The following is a 17,365-nucleotide window of genomic DNA, read 5'->3' on the forward strand; positions in this document are numbered from 1 at the left end:
GTTGGAGTCGGAGTTGTTGGAGTCGGAGTTGTTGGAGTCGGAGTTGTTGGAGTCGGAGTTGTTGGAGTCGGAGTTGTTGGAGTCGGAGTTGTGGGAGTCGGAGTTGTGGGAGTCGGAGTTGTTGGAGTTGGAGCTACAGCGATGTCAACTTTCGCATTATTGTTCGTAATATCAGGGTCATTGCGATCGGCAGCAGCGATCGCGACTGTGTTACTAATGGTTTGCCCACCACTGCCAGGATTGACTGTAGCCTTGAGAGTTAACGAGGTAGTACCATTAACCGCTAATTTGCCCACATCCCAAACACCTGTTACAGGATCGTAAGTGCCTTCGCTTGGAGTGTTACTGGTAAGACTGAGAGTTGTAGGTAACAAACTTGTCAACTTGATATTGGCGGCATCATTGCCTAGTGCCACATTTTTTGCACTGATAGTGTAGGTAATGACATCCCCTTCTTTGGGTGCGGGGTTGTCCACCGTAACAGTTACGCCCAAATCAGCATTTAATTTCCAACCTATATCTTCCAGTACACCAAGTGTAAGAGGCCCAGGGTCATGTATTGCTACTCCCAAACCCCGAACGTATGTCATCAACGAATTACTGCCATCTCCATAGATGGCTTCGTCTAGGTGACCGATGCTTTCACTGCTATTAAAAATGTTAGGTGCGTAAACATTAAGTTTGATGCCACCATTTCCTAGGACAGCTTTAGGGCCATTGAAAAACAAGTTATTGCTAATTAGCTGGTTTCCTAGTGCGACAGAAGGCACAGGAAAAAGCACTGTGTCAGTGATTTTTTGACCTGAACTATTCTCAATAAATGTGTCGTAGATTCTGGGATAGTTAGTAGTATTAACCAAACTGCCCTGTTGAGTGCCTGGATCGTACAGAAAAGAGTCAGCGAATCCCATTCCGTGAGCAATTTCATGGAGGAGTGTACTAACCAAATCGGTTTGATTAGCACCGGGATTTCCATCGGTTCCAAAGTACCAAGAAATTCCCGGCAAACTAGCGCCGGGATCGTTGTTAACACTGACGGTAATATCAGGGGAACTTCCATTCAAATCCGTTCCTGCTAATTGGTTGGCTAGCGCCATTCGATAAGTAGTATTCGTTAACGGTGCGCCCGGAAAATTTGCTGTGCTATTTCCTCCTCCTGTTGCCAAAAAACCAGCTACAGATTCCCAAGTTGCGTCAATTACTACGTCTACTTTTGAGGTGTCGATTAGTCGGTTCCAGATATTAACCGCGTAATCAAACGCATTTTTCGCCTCTGGAGGAAATAGTGTATCGTAAGTAACTTTAATCGTCAAAATCCCTTGGTAAGCCTCTTGCACCTGTGGCCCAAATGCCAAAGATGCCTTGATCGCACCAGTTGTATACCCCAATTCCCAGTCGCCGCCTTTCTGAGCACTACCAGTCAGACTCGTAGAAGCTGCCACATTAGCCCCTGTTAGCTGACTCAACCGCTGTGCGAAAGCAGCACCCAAATCTCCCTTTGCTACGTTGCAGCCATACAGAAGAATCTCAGCATTACTTGTCAGCCCCTTTGCCCATTCCTTTACCCACATCACAAAGTCGCAATTTCGGGAGGGGGAAAGAGACACTACACCCCGGTTTTTTTCGTTTATGATATTGCTTGGAGTGGAATCGCTCAATGTATCCAAAGTCAACACCGTATTGCCAAGTTGCAGAGAACCGACAGCGCCGTGGGATACAACGTGAACTGCACAGAAGTTACCGCCCCGCAGTTTTTGAGCAATTTGTTCTACCCCGTTGCGGTTAGAATCCAGCAGGATTACTTCTGTTCCAGGGGTAACGCCGTCAACTAGAGTCTTCCAATTAGGGACAGCAGTATCGATAAATGCGATCGCTTTTGGAGTTTCAGAGATTTTGTGTGACATGATCTACCTTTAGCTATTTGGAAAATGGGAAATTATGGGCTTGCTACTTTGTCAGTTGCTTTAATTGAGCTTAAAATTGTTTAGATTAAACTCAGTAATTTTGCAGCAAAAAAGCTTGCTTGAAAAAACTTTTTTTTGCATCTAACTATTACTTGGGTGAACATAGCGACTCTAAATCAGTTTGGCAAAAGCATCATACTTTTTGAAGTCAGGAGAATTAAAAAGTTGATATTTGAAGAAATCTCCACCAATTGTTTAACTGAAGCAAAACTCTTAGAGCAGTAAAATCAACGCCTAATAAAGTTTTTAACTTGTAGCCAAATTCCGTCAACAGGATTTCTCGCTATACCTAATCTTTGAGGGTTTTGAGGATCAGTGGTGCTCAAACTTCCATCAATCGTCGGCCCTAAGCTAATATTCGTCATAATCCCATCTCCTCAAAAATATAGTTGCGTCAAAACCAGCAAAGCCCGCCTAGCAAGCTTTCCTAAATATCTATCAGGGCCTTCCTCTGCTTTTTATGCAGAGCGCCCTATTTTGTTACAAAACTTTACATTTCTCCCAAGAGCAGATAAGCTGTATGCCCGATCGCCCGCCAGATGCACCGTCACCAGATGCACCGTCACCAGATGCACCGTCCAACCTAGCTGACAGCCAGAGAAATCATTTCACAATCCTCGACAATCCTTAATCTGTACCGCCCACAACCAAGCTTATAATTATTATATGAGTATTCCCCTGAAACCAGAATCGGAATGGCAAGATATCGAGGATATTCAGCCCTTAATCAGAGCGCACTATCATGCCTCTCAAGCACAAGATTTAGATGCAGCAAATGCGATTATTTCTGAAGTATATGAGTATTTGCGGCAGTGGAATTGTGCAGAGTTGGTGTGTGCAAATCTACAGTTGCCCTTGTTAAAGGAAGTAAAAAATATTAGCCTTTCAGAGGCGGGCAAGATGCCCAACCCCTACTCCCCACAAGAAAATTAAACTCTTGTGGAACGGGCATATTGCCCGTTTTCTTAGTCCGCGAAGGCGGACTTTGTATGTGTAGCCGCGGTTTCAACCGCCCGGTTTCACCCGCCAATTTATCAACTTCAACTGCTTGAATAAATGCCTCTTTCTTGCAGTTGCTGCATAAAAAACTCTTCCAAAGAAGGCTTAGCCAAATTCATCCCAATTAGCTGCCCTCCCGTCGCGCTCAGACTAGAAATAAACTCCTTCGGCTCGCCCTGCAAATGCCCGTACCACAAATCATTATCAACTTCCATATCCGGTATCCATTTTTGCAGGATATTCAAGTGGCCGCCCCTACCTTCAACCCGGTAAGTTTTAGTATTTCCCAGAAGTTCGTCGATCGCACCAATGCAGATTAACTCACCGCGAGCCAAAATTGCCACCCGATCGCAAATCTTCTCCACATCCGACAGTACGTGTGAATTAAAAAAAATCGTTTTTCCTTGATTTTTTAGCGATAAAATTATCTCCCGCATCTGATAGCGCCCCATCGGATCTAAACCAGACATCGGCTCATCCAAAAATACCACATCTGGATTGTTAATCAAAGCTTGAGCCATGCCGATTCGTTGCAGCATTCCCTTAGAATACTGGCGCAACTGTTTTTTTATTGCCGCCGATTGAGATAAACCAACTAACTCTAGCAAATGCGGAATTCGCTGCCGCTGAATCGAGGTCGGAATTTCAAACAAGCCCGCCGCAAATTGCAAAAATTCCCAGCCCGTGAGATAATCGTAAAAGTAGGGATTTTCTGGCAAATAGCCGACGCGCCGCTTCACGTTGCGATCGCCCAAAGGCCTCCCCAACAGCAGCCCCCTGCCAGAAGTCGGCCGCACTATCCCCAGCAAAGCCTTCAGCAGCGTAGTTTTCCCCGCTCCATTCTGCCCTAACAACCCGAAAGTTTCCCCCTCAGAGACAGTCAGAGTGCAACTTTTGAGCGATTCTATTTTTTCGTTCATCCAGAAGCCGGTACGGTAGAACTTCCCCAGATTAAATATTTCCACCACTGGGGTAGCTCCGGGCATCTCGGTGGAAGTTGGCGCATCTATAAGAGGTTCCATTTTCGTCATCTAAATAAGCAGTATCTGATTATATTCTATTGCATTACAGAGAGTCATCAGTCATCACGAAGAAGGAAGAAGGAAGAAGGAAGAAGGCAGAAGGAAGAAGGCAGAAGGAAGAAGGCAGAAGGAAGAAGGAAGAAGGCAGAAGGCAGAAGGCAGAAGGCAGAAGGCAGAAGGCAGAAGGCAGAAGGCAGAAGGCAGAAGGAAGAAGGAAGAAGGAAGAAGAAGGCACACACAACAAGCTTTTTAATAGCCCGTATTTTATATTGAATTAGGTGGATTTACTGAATTGCTCTTTTTAATGTTAAACTAATACTACCTGCCATTGATTTTTACTGAATATGGAACGTTCAAAAATTATTGCTATTATCACCGGCGTGATTTCTATAGTCTTAGCAGTTGCCTACCTGCTACTCGTTACCCTCCTCGACTTCCGAGGCGAAATGTTACCCGCACCTCAAAGTCAATTGCCATTCTCAATGCAGCTTCAGCAATTAGCGACTTTTAATCTGAATTTGTTAGTACATGAGTCATTAGTTAGTTGGCAGTAGTTAGTTGGCAGTAGTTAGTTGGCAGTAGTTAGTGGTAATTGGTAATTCGGAATTAGAACTAACTAGCAAAAAAATAACAACTAACAAATAACAACTAACCAACCACCAACTAACTAATACAAATGGATTGCTTTCATCATGTGATATGAAACTAGCAACTGCGTCAAAGCTAGCGGGTAACTTTGCAGAACTTCACCAGTTGTCCCGATTAGTTTGCCAATTTCCGGGTTGCCTTGGGCGCTGCAAAAACCCCGCAGGTGCGGCATTTCGTTGCACAAAATCTTTTCCAGTTCGTTTACTTGTTCGTTAGTAGCGTGGGAGTCTACTTCCAACACGTCAACCGGTTTGCCCATATCGCGATCGAGTCCCAAACGAATGGCAGGTTTAAAGCTATCGCTACCTTGAGCTAAAATTTCAGTAAAATCCGGGTGAGGAATTGTCGGTCTGAGCACTAAACGGACATTCAAATTTACTGCGTTGTCCTCTTCGGGTAGGTAAAAACTAACTACAACATCGGCAAACTTACGCTGGGGACGAATAAAATCTTCTGAATCATTTTCCCGCTTTTGCATTTCTGCAAGCACCTGTTCTTCAGTATAACCGCGCTTCATAGTATCGCGCTTAACTTTCCACTGAGTTCGCAACTCTTCTGGGGGAGCGAGATACACTTTTACATCGTAAGCATCGCGGATTGCACGAGTTGAGTAACCAAGCAAACCTTCAACTATTACAAATTTATTGGGCTGGATGTATTCCGGCGGATCGAATGTACCTGAGTCGTGGTTGTAAATAGGTTTAAGAATTGCTTGTCCGGTACGCAACAGGCCCAGGTGCTGCTGCATGATGTCTAGATAATTGCAGTCAGGATGCAGTGCTGTAATCCCGATTTCTGCCCGCTGCTTTCTGTCGTACCTATGATAGTCGTCCGTGCAAATTATCGTGACATTTTCTGGCCCCAATACTTGGGCAATTCCCCGTGTCAGGGTGGTTTTTCCCGCTGCGCTGTCTCCGACAATACCGAGAATGATTGGTCGATCGCTCATTGTTTTTACTCCGACGGACAATAGCAAATTTTTTATCAACCTTAAATCTTATCAAAATTCGGTTCGATCCGATCGCTAATTGCACAGTTTGACTTGAACCCCCCGGATTCTCCCCAACGTGTAAAATTATTGTAAAATTTCTTAATAAAATGCGGCACCAGAGACTCCCAGAACATCTGATTAAAAAATCACGCTGATTTCTCAATCTCCCGCGAGGTCGATCGCACTTTTGAATCTGGCTACAGTCAAAAATTAGGGGAAAATACCGCTGTCAACTGTCCCCCTCGTCTTTGAGTGTAGTACAAATTGCAGCAGCCGTCGGAATGGTGGGTGCTTTTTAGTTTTAAAACTGGCCGCTAGCAGTGCATCAACTTGCCGATAAATCTACGCGGAGGGCGATCAAATTTTCCCGAAATATAAAGTTTTAACCAAAGCTTTCCCCGTACATGAAAAATTAGGATAAATTTAAATAGACGGTGTACTCCCGCCCTCAGAAATTAATTATCTTTGCTCTTTTTGACCTGCTGCAATCAAATATTTTCGTGAATAAACCTGATTTCGATGCACCAGGGCATAACTTCTCAATTCAAACAAATCTTAAGTTAAATTAATACTGCATTATAGATCGGACTCGCATTCCGCACGCGGGATCTAATTCTGTCGCGTGGTGGGGGCGGGTTGATGTAGATTGTTTGTCTGAATCAAAGATTGTTGGTGAACCCGCCCCTGCAGGATTTACGTTTTACCAGTCATCTTGGCGCTTGTTGCTGTTGGTTTCCCAATCGTCGCCTTGCTGCTTATACAATAGTTCTGGTTCCACTTCTGCTGGCATTTCTAATTCTGGTTCCGGTTCTGGTTGCTGATAAATATTGAGAGGTTCGACGACGCGGGCGATCGCATCTTTGACAAATGCTTTGACAAACTCGTCTTTGCGGTTTAACTGAAACTGCCTTTGCACAACTTCGGCGATGCCGCCGTCGCCCCAATCTTGGTCGTGTCGGAAATATTCAATAAAACTTTTGCCGGCTATTCTGGTTAAATAAGCGGCGCTGACTGCTTGAATTGCTTTGCCGAGCACAAACCCAGCTACGCTTAATTGCAGCGCCCTTGAAACTACTTGAATTACGCCTTCTACTATTCCCAAACTTGCTAGAGTTTTTGCCAGAGACAATGCCAATTCTTTGGCGCGATCGATATTTAATTCGCAGCCGTAAATCTTGGCAATTTCTACTACCATTTGAGCGTTAACTGCTGCTGTCGCTAACAAATCCACAACCGGCAAAGGCGTGACGGCAATTACTCCGGCTCCGATCCACTGAAATCGCTCTACTACTTTATCAGCGGCGCGCCGTCTTTGAGCGTCAATTAACTTGCGCGCTTGGTCTCCCAAGTGCTGAGATTGCAACAAAATATTGTCGGCAATTAAGTCTTCGCCTTCGGCTCGCAAAATTGCTGCGATGCGCCGAATTAATGGCATCATATCCGGGTCTGGTTGAAATATTGTGCCGCTTTCTAGTACAACTTTTTGCGGGTTGGCGCTAATAGCAACTACATCCATTGCTGATACAAAACCTTTGACTCGCAGCCGCAGTCGATCGAGAATTTCGTCTCTGTCGCTGTCGGGATAAAGGTCAACTTTATTAAAAACCACGATCGACCTTTTGCCAATTTCTGCCAAAGTCCGCAGCGGTTCGTACTCAGATTTACGCAAATCGCCGTCCAAAACAAATAAGATCAAATCTGCCCGGGCCGCCAACTGACGTGCCAATTCCTCTCTGTAAGTCCCCGCTACTCCCGCTTCCAAGATGCCTGGGGTATCAGTAATTGCTAATTCGCGATCGATTCCTTTCAATGAAAGAGTGTAAGTTTCTCCAACTTCCGTAGTTCCCATCGGCGCGCCCACCTCTCCCGCCATCCGCCCCACCAACGCATTGACAGCCGAAGTTTTCCCCGCAGAACCGGTGCCGAAAACCACGATCCGAACATTGCCGCGGGCCATGTTAGCTTCAATTTCGCGGGCTCTCAACAGCAAAGCTTGCCGCGCTACTTCATCTTGAATGCGATCGACTTGCTGCCTAATTGCTTGAAGATTTTCCGAAGCAGCCTCACTTTTGACCACAGGAACCTTCGGATTAATCGCCCGTTTTCCCTTAACTTTTCCCGGACGTTGCAGCAGCTTAAAATAATAAAACAGCGCAAAAATTAGCGTTCCCAAAAGTATAATTATTAGGAAAATCAGCAAATTAGCCAGCAACGGAGAAGCAGACAGCGCAACTTGACTGTAAAGCCCTGTCAAGGAACTTATCAGGCCAATAATCAGCCCCAGGGTGAGGCAGAAAGCAGCAATTAAGGTTAACAGGCGCGGCAAAGGCATGAGGGGGCGGCAAATAAAAGGGTTATACTTTGATTCTTACATTGTGATGATAATTCGGAACCGATCGAGTGCCCGATCGCACTGCTTAGTCTGCAAATCCCGATTGTGCTTGTGCTGTCAGCAGAATGCAAGCGGGTTTGAGTGCTAGCGGAGTGCAGGCGGACAAATGCGCGCCTAAAGCTGCAATTGTAGCGGATGCAGGCTGTTTCTTGGTGCGTTCACCCGCCCGAACACCTAATGATTTAATCTGTGATTTATTCGATAGCCCCTCAAGCCACACTTCTTTATCAAAAAAATAAATATCGCATTGAGTTACGTAGAAACACGGTTTCTTAACGAAATACCACTTCCATTCTTTGAATCCAACTGATCGAGTCCGCGATCCAAACCTTACCAAATTAGTCAATCGATTTTAAATTGTAGATTTTAGATTTAGTGGAAAGATGAGTCTGGGAACTTTAACTTTGGGCTCTCCACGATTCATGTCTGGGGCTTATAGCGGTTATCAAAAAAGTGAGGTATGCCCTATGCTCTATGCCCTATGCTGCATAGTACCTCATAGGAGAGCACAGAAAAGCTATATCTCCGTTTTTAGCCCTGGTTATTCCCAATTATTCTAAAATATAAAATAGTATAAGTGCGTCCTAGAAGCTCTGACAACGGAAACCCGAAACCAGGTTTCTCGGGAGCATCTGGGTTTTGCAAAAAGCATTTTTTTTATTATAGTGCGAGCGGGGACGCTCGCGAGTAACAATACGCCAGCGGGGACGCTCGCACGCTCAAATACAAAACTTAAACGATCCCGGTTTCTCAGACAGGGTAAGAGCGTCCTCATTAACAAAAATTATCACATTAATTATCGATGCCCTACTTTCTAATGATCCGCGAATTAAGTTAGACTTAATTCTCAGTGCGTGAATTATTCACAGGTTCGCATCTATGCAGCTCAAACATCACAAACAGGCTTCACAAGAACTTCCTACATCTTTCCAGTATAAAATCAAACAGAGCCACCTACTAAAGCTTAATTATTTTGCTCACATAGCCCGCTCCTTCGGAAACCTCAGTATTAGCGACAAAATCAGCCGCGGCTACGCATTGGCTCTTTGTGTTGCGATTGGGGGTACGACTATCGGGATGCTGGCGGGGAATCATTACTATCGCAGAACTAACAATCAACTACACATCGATCGAGAAAGTCAGCTTTTAAATAAGTTGCAGGTGGCTTTGCTGCGGACGCAAAACAGCCAACAGCGATTGATTTACGGGATAGAAAAGCCCGAAATTTTTGACAGCAAATACCAACAGCTACAAAATAATATCTACATTTTGAAGTTGTCGCTATCTGAAGTTAAAAATCAGAAAGAGATGGAACAGGCAGCAGGCTTACAGGCTTTTATAAAAAGTTATAATTCGCTTATTTCAAATTACATTCAGCAGCTAGAAACAGTTAACGTTCAAATTAGTAAAATGCCAAATTCGCTAGCTCAAACAAGTGTGAAACGCAAGTTGCTGTTGAATTTAGAGCGAAATAAAATTGGGTTGAAATTAGAGAAAGCGACTAATGATTTAGGAGTAATTATCGATCGCGCCCAAGAGCAAGAAGATGCAGCACGGGAAGCCCTGCTGCGAGCGCAGGTGCTGCGGGTGCAAATAATTTTTGGTAGCATGGCACTGTCGATCGTAATTGCAGCACTGCTGGCGAGCTTTACCAGTAGGGCGATCGCCAAACCCCTCGCCGCTGTCACCAAAATAGCGCAGCGAGTCACGGAAGAATCTAATTTTCAGTTGCAAGTACCAGTTACCAGCACCGATGAAGTGGGAGTATTAGCCGCTTCGTTCAACCAACTGATTCAGAAAGTAAATAACTTGCTAGAAGAATTGAAATCTGAGCAAGAAATTCATATCCTTCAAAATGAGAAAATGGCAACTTTGGGGAGGATGCTAGCCGGTGTTGCTCACGAAGTTAACAACCCAATCAATTTTATCTATGCCAACATCGATCCGGCAAAAACTTACGTTGAAGATATTTTAGATTTGCTCAAAACTTACGAAACAGAAATACCCAACCCGCCTGCTGCAGTCACCGCCACAGCAGAAGCCATAGACCTCGATTTTATCCAAGAAGATTTGATGAAAATATTTAACTCAATGCAAGTGGGTGCTGAAAGAGCCAAAGCCATTATCTTGAGTTTGAAAGATTTTTCTCGCCTCGACGATACAGCGCCTCAGCCAGTCGATTTACACGCCTGCATAGATAGCAGTTTGCTGATTCTCAACAGCCGGGTCAAACAGGGCGTTGAAGTGGTGCGAAATTACGGGGAGATTCCCAAAGTTGAAGGCTACATGGGTTTGCTTTACCAGGTGTTTGTCAACCTGATCAGCAATGCACTAGATGCTGTGGAAGAAAAAGCAAAAGTTGAAAAAATTAGCTATGAAGAGGCGAAAAAACAATCTAATTTTGAGTCAAAGCAAGCAGAAACATCTAGTTTTTCGCCGAAAATTTCAATCACTACAGAATACTTGGACGACGACTCTGTGGTAGTGCGAATTTCCGATAACGGTACGGGGATACCTGCGGCCAGTCAAGAAAGAATGTTTGAAACGTTCTTTACGACTAAACCGAGGGGTGTAGGTACTGGTTTGGGATTGGCAATCGGCCGCGAAATTATTGTCAAGAAACACGGCGGGACGATTAACTGTTGGTCGGAGGTGGGAAGGGGGACGGAATTTGCGATCGCCCTACCGATCAAACATTAGTAGTCAGTAGTCATTAGTCAATAGTCAGTAGTCAGTAGTCAGTAGTCAGTAGTCAGTTGGTAGGGGCGGTGGATGGTGCGTGCCCGCCCTCTTAGTAGTCATTAGTCAGCAGTCATACCAAATCAGAGTTTGCCACCCCCTTTATCTTCTGACTCTTCTGTTTCCTCTTCTCTTCGCGTTCTTTGCGTCTTCGCGGTTCAATCATAAAGGAGGTATATTACCTAGATTTGGTATCATTATTTATGGCAGCCGTAAATCAGCAGCAAAATCGATTTAGACTCGAATATTTTTAGTGTAAGCATCTTGCTTGCGTAGGATTTTTCAAATGATTTAAGATTGCTATAGCAGTCATTAGTTATTGGCAATTGGGTTAACCTGTCAATAATTGCCTAAAACCAACAATTTAGTCAACCCGTCTCGGTCGGATATTATAAGTAATTACCCGAACTTGATATAAGTTCTGTAATGGGGAATTTGGCAATTGGCGATCGGTTAATCTAGAGTGGAACAAATACAGCAAGGAACGAAAATCATGGGACTATTTGACCAAATTTTGAACGCGATCGACAATCCTAACCAACAAGCAAGTTCCAATCAGTTGGGCAACATTATCGGTGCGGTAGAGCAGTTGAGCGGCAACCAGGGCGTGGATGCGGGTACGACTCAGTTGGCGATGTCGGTTTTGGGCGGATACGTGCGATCGGCATTACAAGACGTGCGATCGCAGTCGGGAGAAGCACAAGCTCAACAACTTGTCAACCAATTTAGCGGCACAAACCCCAATCCGCAAGCAGTACAGAGTTTGTTTGGAGCCGGTCAACTAACGCAAATCATCGCCGACATCGCCCAAAGAACCGGTTTAAATAACACAACAGTGCAAGCAATGATACCTGTTTTAGTGCCGATCCTGCTGAATTTGCTGCAAACCGGCGGCAACGCTCAAAATAATCCAGCCCAAGGCCAAAATCCCGTTTTGAATACGTTTTTAGATGCCGATGGAGACGGCGACGTAGATATTACTGACGCCATGTCGATGGCTAGCCGCTTTTTGAATCAGCGTAGTTAATTTAGGATTTTTGTAACTGCAGATATCACCGGATGGACACAGATGAACGCAGATCAAATCCGATCTGCGTTCATCTGCGTTAATCTGCCTTCATCTGCGGTTACAAAAACTCCAAATTAACCCAAACCCAAATCAGTCACAGCACCAAGACTGCTAGAAGAAACCAATTTAGCGTATTTAGCCAAAACGCCCCTAGTATAGCGAGGTTTAGGAGCTTGCCAAGCTGCTCGGCGCTGCTCCAATTCTGCATCAGCAACATTGAGCTGCAACAACCGATTCTTAGCATCAATCGTAATCGAATCGCCCTCTTTTACTAAAGCAATTGTGCCTCCTACTTGTGCCTCCGGTGCAACGTGACCGACAACCATGCCGTAAGTTCCGCCAGAAAAGCGGCCGTCAGTAATTAATGCTACGGAATCGCCCAAACCTGCGCCAATAATTGCCGAAGTTGGTGCTAACATTTCGCGCATTCCCGGCCCGCCTTTGGGCCCTTCGTAGCGGATGATAATCACATCGCCGGCTTGAATTTTGCCCGCTAAAATTGCATCCAAACAATTTTCTTCAGATTCAAATACCCGCGCCGGGCCGGTAATTTGCGGTTTTTTAACGCCAGTAATTTTAGCAACGGCTCCTTCTGTTGCCAGATTTCCTCTGAGAATTGCTAAATGTCCTTGGGCGTAAAGCGGGTTGTTCCAAGGGCGGATGACATCTTGGTCGGTGCGGGGTTCGGCTGGAATATCTGCTAACACTTCAGCAACAGTTTGGCCGGTAATTGTCAGCGCGTCTCCGTGCAGCAAACCTTTTTCTAGCAGCATTTTCATTACTTGAGGAATGCCGCCGGCTTTGTGCAAATCGGTTGCTACGTATTTGCCGCTGGGTTTGAGGTCGCACAGCACTGGTACTTTTGCTCGAATAGTTTCAAAATCGTCGAGGGACAACTCAACGCCGATCGCATTGGAAATGGCTAATAAATGCAGCACAGCATTGGTCGAACCGCCGATTGCCATGATTACCGCGATCGCATTTTCAAAGGCCTTGCGCGTCAAAATTTGGCTTGGTAACAACTGTTTGCGGACAGCTTCCACGACAACTTTTGCAGATTCGGCAGCGCTGTCAGCTTTTTCGGCATCCTCAGCAGCCATTGTCGAAGAATAAGGCAAACTCATGCCCATCACTTCAAAAGCGCTCGACATCGTATTTGCTGTGAACATCCCGCCGCAAGAACCAGCGCCCGGACAAGCTTTATGTTCGACTGCATTGAGTTCTGTTTCGTCAATTTTGCCCGCGCTGAATTGACCGACTGCTTCAAAAGCGCTGACAACGGTTAAATCGCGTCCGTTGTGGTGTCCTGGTTTGATCGTGCCGCCGTAAACAAAAATAGCAGGAATGTTCATGCGGGCGATCGCAATCATCGCCCCCGGCATATTTTTATCGCAACCGCCGACAGCCAGCAACCCGTCCATACTTTGGCCGTTGCAAACAGTTTCTATCGAATCCGCAATCACATCTCTCGACACCAGAGAATATTTCATCCCTTGAGTTCCCATCGAGATCCCGTCGCTGATAGTAATCGTACCGAATGTCTGTGGCATGGCGCCGGCTTCCCTTGCACCCGCAACAGCCCGCAAAGCGAGGTCGTTCAATCCCATATTGCAGGGCGTAATCGTGCTGTACCCGTTGGCAATCCCCACAATCGGCTTAGTGAAATCGTCGTCACCAAAACCGACTGCCCGCAGCATTGCTCGGTTGGGCGCGCGCTGCACGCCTCCAGTCACAGCTTGGCTTCTCAAATTTTCAGGCATTTTAAAGTTTCCTTTCTCTGTTGACAGTTGACAGTTGACAGTTGACAGTTGACAGTTGTCAGTTGTCAACTGCCAGCTCGCCCAAAAACGAATACAAGTTTCCGATAATCGTCGTGGTGAGCCCATAATTTTAGACCAAAGTTCCGGCTCCCAGATGAATCTGTGGAGCAAATCTAAAATCTAAAATCTAAAATCGACTGACTCAGTGCCGAGCGCCGAGAGTTTTACCCTATTGTTGATTTTCTCAGAAGCTTTGATATTTGTCAGACCTTTTAGGAGGCAGTGGCACAGCAGTGTCCGGAAAGCAAGGGAAAAATTCTACAGATACTACAGCGTGCAGAGTGAATACCGTGGTTATCTGGGATGATGTGGTAACACCCATCACTCTAACGTTTAAAAAAAATTGCGAGGCGAATGACATGGAGGCCGATCGAATTCTGAGGCAATATGCGGCCGGAGAAAGAAATTTTCGAGAGATTAACCTCGTCGGGGCCGACTTAAAAGGGGTAAACCTCAGCGAGGCTAACTTTACCAGATCGAATTTCCAAGACGCAAACCTTAAAGGCGCTAACCTGACGGGAGCGAACTTGCGCGAGGTGAAATTGGCAGGGGTGGACATGACAGAAGCCAACCTCAGCGAAGCAAATCTCATCGGTACCGATTTGAGCCGGGCCAATCTCAGCGGGGCTAACCTGATGGGAGCCAACCTGCGCGGATCAATGGCGAGAGAAGTCAACATGACCAAGGCTAATTTGACCGAAGCTAATTTGACCGAAGCCAACTTTACCGAAGCGAATTTGTTTGCGGCCAACTTAACCGACGCTAGCATGATTCGCATTAATTTGATGAAGGCAAATTTGAGTTGGTCAACTCTCAAAGCGGTAAACCTGACAAATGCCATCCTCAGCGAGTCGCTTTTAGAAAGAGCTAATCTGACTCAGGCAATTCTCAGCGGGGCGATGGTGAGCGGGGCCAACCTGACTGGTGCAGATTTGCGCCAAGTAACTATGGTTGGAGCTAATCTCACCGACGCTAATCTGAGTAATGCTAATTTGAGAGTTGCTAATGTTAGTTGGTCAACGTTGGCAAGAGCTAATTTGAGCGGGGCTAATTTGTACCGTGCCAAGCTGTGCTGGTCTAATTTTAGCGGGGCTGTTTTGGTGGAAGCGGTTTTGATTGATGCTAATCTCAATCGAACTAACTTCCGCGATGCAGATTTGAGGCGGGCAATTATGCCCGATGGCACGACTAATGATTCTTAAAATTTGATTGTTGATTGTTGACTGTTGACTGTTGATTGTTGACTGTTGATTGTTGACTGTTGATTGTTGACTGTTGACTACTGACTACTGACTAATGACTAATGACTAATGACTATCACTGAATTATTGATGTTGGGTGCGGCGGGAATTTTTGCCGGAATTCTAGCTGGATTTTTGGGTATCGGCGGCGGTACGGTGCTCGTGCCTTTGTTGGTGGCTCTCAATTACGCTCCGGTGCAAGCGGTTGCTACTAGCAGTTTGTCGATCGTCATTACAGCTATTTCTGGCAGCATCCAGAATTGGCGCATGGGCTACCTCAGCTTGAGCCAAGTCGCAGGCATCGGATTTCCAGCCGTCATCACAGCACAAATCGGTGCTTATTTGGCGGGGATATTTCCGCCTTACTTGCTGTTACTTACTTTTGGGTTGTTGCTGTGGTTAAATATTTATTTGATTGAAGTTCGCAAGCGTCTGACAGCTAAGAAGAAAGCGGAACTAGAACAAGGGGAACTGGGAGGACAAGCGGGACAAGAAGAAAATGCTCAATTACCAATTACCAATCACGAATTACCCAATAATTCAAATATTATATTCCATCCAACTTTTGCTAAAATTGCTACCGGCAGTGCGGCGGGTTTATTAGCGGGTTTGTTCGGGGTAGGCGGTGGCGTGATTATGGTTCCTCTGCAAATTTTGCTGTTAGGAGAAAGCATTAAAACTGCCATTCAAACCAGCTTGGGTGTAATCGTCATCACTGCTATTTCGGCGACGGCGGGACACGCGGCGCGCGGGAATGTTTTGTGGGATGTGGGGTTAATTCTTGGCGGCGGCGGTTTGTTGGGGGCGCAAATCAGTACGCGATTTTTGCCGAGATTGCCCGATCGTATTGTTAGTTTAGCTTTTCGATCGCTCTTGGCAATTCTATCGATTTATGTTTTCTGGCAAGCTTGGCAAATATTTAGTCATGGGTAATGGGGGAATGGGGGAATGGGGGAATGGGGAATTGGGAATGGGGAATTGGGAATTGGGAATTGGGAATTGGGAATTGGGCATCGGCCCGCGCAGGGAATGGGAAATTGGTTATTGGTTGTGTTCCCCAACTACTCACAAAAAACCTAGAAAAAAACCACAACCAACAAATAACTAATGACTAATGACTACTGACTACTGACTAATGACTAATGACTAATGACTACTGACTGAGTTTTTTGACGGCGCGAGTCAGACGCTGCAAATAAGGCTTGACAATTTCTTGATTTTGCCGCTGCAACTCGGAAACTTGCTCGTACAAATGCTTGATCTCGGTTTGCATTGCCCCTGCGTCTATTGCCGGTCGATCGAGCAAGTCCTGCAATTGCTTGAGAGAACCTTGGATTGTATCGAAGTCTACTTCGTTCGATCGCTCCTGCAACTGAGCTGTAATAGTTCTCACCTCAGTTAACTTTTCGTCCATCAATAAAAATCGGACGTTGACATTTTGCCAATCATCCTCTCTGAGGGCGCTATTTTCCAAGATGCGGAGGTTTTCTCGCAAATCCGACAGGATGGTGTAGAGCTCTTGAGAATCAGCAGGTAGCGCCTGCGCTCGTTCCAGGGATGCTACGGCTGCTTGCAAGTCGCTGATAGCACTCGATTCCAAACTGAGGATTTTTTGTTTCAAGTCGGATACTGCCGTGTAAAGTTCTGCTGGTTCTCCAGGTAGCAACTGAACTTGCTGCGATCGACCTGCTGCTGCGGCCTGTACCTCCGCGATCGCAGAATTTGCCTTTTGTTGCATTTGTTGCTCAAAACGCTGGCGATTGGCTATATTCAGCGATATCGCTGCGGTTAAGGGGGCTGCCGCGTAGAGAATTTGGCCCGACAATCCCGCAGCAATCGTGCCAATCGCTGAACCGGCAATAGAGGCGTATTCTGCCAATTCTAGCCAATCCGGCTGGTTTAGGGAAATTCTCAAAGCTGGGAGTGATGCGTTTTCGATTTTCTGCATAGACTTGTAGTCGTTGTCTGGTAGATGATTCGTTTTCGATATGGACATGATAAAAGCGATCGGCAAATAAATCCGGGCTATTTCTTAAAAATTCGAGACTGTGATATTTTAACTGACCTTTTGCCGATCGCCACTGTCGGGTAAAATTCAGAATGCGCCGGTGTCTGTCAGGAGTATATAGAAAATGGGTCTCAAGATTATTGAAAGCTACGATAACAGTTTTGTCCTCGAACCGGATGCTAAAGCTCTACTGTTCGGTTTGTTGACTGGTGAAAGCTTTCTCCAACAAATAGCGCTGCAATTACAGTGTTCGCGCCTTGAGTTTGCGGAGTTACTTTTTCAGCCAGTGCCCTACAGCAGCGACACGCCGAAGGGAATGCCTGCGGAATTTGAACAGTATCACCAATCGAGGGATTTTGCGATCGTCAACGTCCCGCCCAATTTCATGTTTCAAGCCAAAATATTTAAACCCAGCCGCCTCTGTGCAGTTTATCGCGTTTTTAGGAATTAGGTAAAGGTCGGTTAATTTGTG

The 17,365-nt window shown here is 45.7% G+C and carries 15 protein-coding genes; 9 read left to right on the forward strand and 6 right to left on the reverse strand.

The window, feature by feature from the left end:
* On the reverse strand, positions 1-1,904 hold a 1,904-nt coding region (locus QT998_RS19345), incomplete at its 3' end, for a DUF4347 domain-containing protein (protein ID WP_333117119.1).
* Positions 1,905-2,630: 726 nt separating this feature from the next.
* Between QT998_RS19345 and QT998_RS19350 the strand changes: the two genes are divergently transcribed.
* Positions 2,631-2,897, forward strand: coding sequence for a hypothetical protein (locus tag QT998_RS19350; protein WP_333092313.1), 267 nt, complete (start codon positions 2,631-2,633; stop codon positions 2,895-2,897).
* Positions 2,898-3,004: 107 nt separating this feature from the next.
* Here the strand turns inward: QT998_RS19350 and QT998_RS19355 are convergent, their stop codons facing one another.
* On the reverse strand, positions 3,005-3,985 hold the full coding sequence (locus QT998_RS19355) for an ABC transporter ATP-binding protein (protein ID WP_442921985.1): 981 nt from the start codon (positions 3,983-3,985) through the stop codon (positions 3,005-3,007).
* 38 nt (positions 3,986-4,023) lie between these two features.
* On the opposite strand from QT998_RS19355, the gene QT998_RS19360 reads away from it, so the two are divergent.
* The gene (locus QT998_RS19360; RefSeq protein WP_333117120.1) at positions 4,024-4,263 is read left to right on the forward strand and encodes a hypothetical protein; all 240 of its coding nucleotides are present in this window, start codon (positions 4,024-4,026) and stop codon (positions 4,261-4,263) included.
* 66 nt (positions 4,264-4,329) lie between these two features.
* Complete coding sequence (locus QT998_RS19365) at positions 4,330-4,539, forward strand: hypothetical protein (protein WP_333092315.1); 210 nt, start codon at positions 4,330-4,332, stop codon at positions 4,537-4,539.
* Positions 4,540-4,652: 113 nt separating this feature from the next.
* Here QT998_RS19365 and QT998_RS19370 read toward each other — a convergent pair whose 3' ends face one another.
* Entirely contained in the window at positions 4,653-5,582 is a 930-nt protein-coding gene (locus QT998_RS19370) for a phosphoribulokinase (RefSeq protein WP_333092316.1), read from the reverse strand.
* A 742-nt stretch (positions 5,583-6,324) separates the two neighbouring features.
* Positions 6,325-7,956, reverse strand: coding sequence for a YcjF family protein (locus tag QT998_RS19375; RefSeq protein WP_333092317.1), 1,632 nt, complete (start codon positions 7,954-7,956; stop codon positions 6,325-6,327).
* Positions 7,957-8,895: 939 nt separating this feature from the next.
* Here QT998_RS19375 and QT998_RS19380 point away from each other — a divergent pair.
* Positions 8,896-10,716, forward strand: a complete 1,821-nt coding sequence (locus tag QT998_RS19380) for a sensor histidine kinase (RefSeq protein ID WP_333092318.1) — start codon at positions 8,896-8,898, stop codon at positions 10,714-10,716.
* 532 nt (positions 10,717-11,248) lie between these two features.
* Complete coding sequence (locus QT998_RS19385; RefSeq protein ID WP_333092377.1) at positions 11,249-11,782, forward strand: hypothetical protein; 534 nt, start codon at positions 11,249-11,251, stop codon at positions 11,780-11,782.
* A gap of 116 nt (positions 11,783-11,898) precedes the next feature.
* On the opposite strand, the gene ilvD is transcribed toward QT998_RS19385, so the two are convergent.
* Positions 11,899-13,584 carry a dihydroxy-acid dehydratase gene (gene ilvD, locus QT998_RS19390; protein ID WP_333092319.1) on the reverse strand — a complete coding sequence of 562 codons (1,686 nt, stop codon included), beginning with the start codon at positions 13,582-13,584 and terminating at the stop codon, positions 11,899-11,901.
* A gap of 419 nt (positions 13,585-14,003) precedes the next feature.
* On the opposite strand from ilvD, the gene QT998_RS19395 reads away from it, so the two are divergent.
* The 3 genes from QT998_RS19395 (at position 14,004) to QT998_RS19405 (ending at position 15,993) form a co-directional block, all read left to right on the forward strand.
* Positions 14,004-14,846, forward strand: a complete 843-nt coding sequence (locus QT998_RS19395; protein WP_333092378.1) for a pentapeptide repeat-containing protein — start codon at positions 14,004-14,006, stop codon at positions 14,844-14,846.
* A 108-nt stretch (positions 14,847-14,954) separates the two neighbouring features.
* Positions 14,955-15,818, forward strand: coding sequence for a sulfite exporter TauE/SafE family protein (locus QT998_RS19400; RefSeq protein ID WP_333092320.1), 864 nt, complete (start codon positions 14,955-14,957; stop codon positions 15,816-15,818).
* Positions 15,811-15,993: a hypothetical protein gene (locus QT998_RS19405; RefSeq protein ID WP_333092321.1), complete on the forward strand. Its 183-nt coding sequence runs from the start codon at positions 15,811-15,813 to the stop codon at positions 15,991-15,993. The genes QT998_RS19400 and QT998_RS19405 overlap by 8 nt, the downstream gene beginning before the upstream one ends.
* Before the next feature lie 45 nt (positions 15,994-16,038).
* Here QT998_RS19405 and QT998_RS19410 read toward each other — a convergent pair whose 3' ends face one another.
* On the reverse strand, positions 16,039-16,833 hold the full coding sequence (locus QT998_RS19410; RefSeq protein ID WP_333117124.1) for a hypothetical protein: 795 nt from the start codon (positions 16,831-16,833) through the stop codon (positions 16,039-16,041).
* A 184-nt stretch (positions 16,834-17,017) separates the two neighbouring features.
* Here QT998_RS19410 and QT998_RS19415 point away from each other — a divergent pair, with 184 nt between their 5' ends.
* Positions 17,018-17,344, forward strand: coding sequence for a hypothetical protein (locus tag QT998_RS19415; protein ID WP_333092324.1), 327 nt, complete (start codon positions 17,018-17,020; stop codon positions 17,342-17,344).
* The last annotated feature ends 21 nt before the right edge of the window (positions 17,345-17,365 follow it).

The sequence above is a fragment of the Microcoleus sp. S1D4 genome (assembly GCF_036700765.1).
GTDB lineage: Bacteria > Cyanobacteriota > Cyanobacteriia > Cyanobacteriales > Microcoleaceae > Microcoleus.

Bases quoted from the DNA above. Each gene is read 5' to 3' on its own strand.
- QT998_RS19350 (WP_333092313.1), top strand. From the start codon at position 2,631: ATGAGTATTCCCCTGAAACCAGAATCGGAATGGCAAGATATCGAGGAT.
- QT998_RS19355 (WP_442921985.1), bottom strand. From the start codon at position 3,985: ATGGAACCTCTTATAGATGCGCCAACTTCCACCGAGATGCCCGGAGCT.
- QT998_RS19365 (WP_333092315.1), top strand. From the start codon at position 4,330: ATGGAACGTTCAAAAATTATTGCTATTATCACCGGCGTGATTTCTATA.
- QT998_RS19370 (WP_333092316.1), bottom strand. From the start codon at position 5,582: ATGAGCGATCGACCAATCATTCTCGGTATTGTCGGAGACAGCGCAGCG.
- QT998_RS19375 (WP_333092317.1), bottom strand. From the start codon at position 7,956: ATGCCTTTGCCGCGCCTGTTAACCTTAATTGCTGCTTTCTGCCTCACC.
- QT998_RS19380 (WP_333092318.1), top strand. From the start codon at position 8,896: ATGCAGCTCAAACATCACAAACAGGCTTCACAAGAACTTCCTACATCT.
- QT998_RS19385 (WP_333092377.1), top strand. From the start codon at position 11,249: ATGGGACTATTTGACCAAATTTTGAACGCGATCGACAATCCTAACCAA.
- ilvD (WP_333092319.1), bottom strand. From the start codon at position 13,584: ATGCCTGAAAATTTGAGAAGCCAAGCTGTGACTGGAGGCGTGCAGCGC.
- QT998_RS19395 (WP_333092378.1), top strand. From the start codon at position 14,004: ATGGAGGCCGATCGAATTCTGAGGCAATATGCGGCCGGAGAAAGAAAT.
- QT998_RS19400 (WP_333092320.1), top strand. From the start codon at position 14,955: ATGACTATCACTGAATTATTGATGTTGGGTGCGGCGGGAATTTTTGCC.
- QT998_RS19405 (WP_333092321.1), top strand. From the start codon at position 15,811: ATGGGTAATGGGGGAATGGGGGAATGGGGGAATGGGGAATTGGGAATG.
- QT998_RS19410 (WP_333117124.1), bottom strand. From the start codon at position 16,833: ATGCAGAAAATCGAAAACGCATCACTCCCAGCTTTGAGAATTTCCCTA.
- QT998_RS19415 (WP_333092324.1), top strand. From the start codon at position 17,018: ATGGGTCTCAAGATTATTGAAAGCTACGATAACAGTTTTGTCCTCGAA.